The organism is Klebsiella sp. HMSC16A12, assembly GCF_001808265.1.
Classification (GTDB): domain Bacteria; phylum Pseudomonadota; class Gammaproteobacteria; order Enterobacterales; family Enterobacteriaceae; genus Klebsiella; species Klebsiella pneumoniae.
Genome location: NZ_KV792532.1, coordinates 1 through 1298, shown reverse-complemented (window position 1 = coordinate 1298; position 1298 = coordinate 1). Strand labels below are relative to the sequence as shown.

1 protein-coding gene is annotated in these 1298 nt (G+C 49.9%); it reads right to left on the bottom strand.

Annotated elements, in window-relative coordinates:
- The coding region (locus HMPREF3140_RS02430; RefSeq protein ID WP_228705075.1) for an ISNCY family transposase at nucleotides 1-1298 on the bottom strand (1298 nt) is incomplete at both ends.

Below are 1298 nucleotides of genomic sequence, written 5' to 3'. Positions count from 1 at the left end.
AGTGAACGCTGTGATTTCTTCCCTTCCTGCTTGGGCCGTCGACGGGAAGGACCGTCACCGGCAGGAATTGACTGAGAACGTGTGTTATCCCGTTTACTCTGTACCAGACCGATGAACTCCAGAGTACGGCCAAGACGTTTGTTATCAACAACCGCGCCCTGGTCGATTTCTGATAGCCTGTCATAGGTGGAGTAGGGAAGTACCACGCCATTCAGGCGCAACTCTTTCTTACCATCAGGATAGTGGTAAACGTCGATGTATTTGCCAATAGCACGACGACTGAATTCGCTATCTTCGATCAGATACAGCATTTTATCGTACTGGATCGTAAGCGATTTTGAGACTTTACGTTTTTCACGAAAAGTAAAAATGAGGCCCAGGTCTTCATCGTGTTCGACAGCACGATGTACGTCAAAGTCATGTCTTGGCACTTTACCAAAACGACGATTGTAGTCTGCCATATAGGCTTCAGCGAAGGCATTTGCAGCCTCCATTGAATTTATGCCCTGTAACCGTAACTCTTTTACCAGACGGTCCTGTAAAGTCAGATGCGCCCGCTCAACACGGCCTTTAGCTTCACTGGTTTCAGCACAGATAGTCTGGATGTTCAGTTCGTGCATCGCACGACCAAACTGAGTGTGTCCATCTCCGCCCGTAGCATGCTTATTGTTAACGCGAAAAACACCGGCTTTATCGCTGTAAAGCGCCAGCGGTTTGCCATGTTTATTAATATAACGACGTGTGGCTTCGAAATAAGAAAACGTGGACTCAGACTTGACGAACAAAAGCTCCATGATTTTGCTGGTAGCGTCGTCAACATAGACCAGCGCGGTACAGGCAGGCCCATGGCCTTCAAACCAGTCATGGTCACAGCCATCGATTTGTATCAGCTCACCAGTACATGGACGCCGATAGCGTGGCTGAGGGATCCTTGCAGCACGTTGTTTACGTGGAATCCACAAGCCAGCCCGGACCATTATGCGCCGTACAGTTTCTTTGCCGAGAGACAGTCCGTGTAGTTCTTCGAGCTTTTCTCGTGCCAGAGTGGGCCCGAAATCAGCGTAACGCGTCCTGATAAGTTCCAGTGCCTGATCTGCCAGTCCTGGCAACAATTGGCGGTTACCACGCATCCCACATCGACGGCTGGCCATACTAAGTGGACCGCCTTCACGATAACGCACAATAAGCCGACGGCATTGCCTGTCGCTGATACCGAGGTGTTCAGCAGCGCGACGTGTTGTCATACGACGTTCGATGACATCCTGAATAATCTTGACCCGGTTGATCTCTTTCAAAGT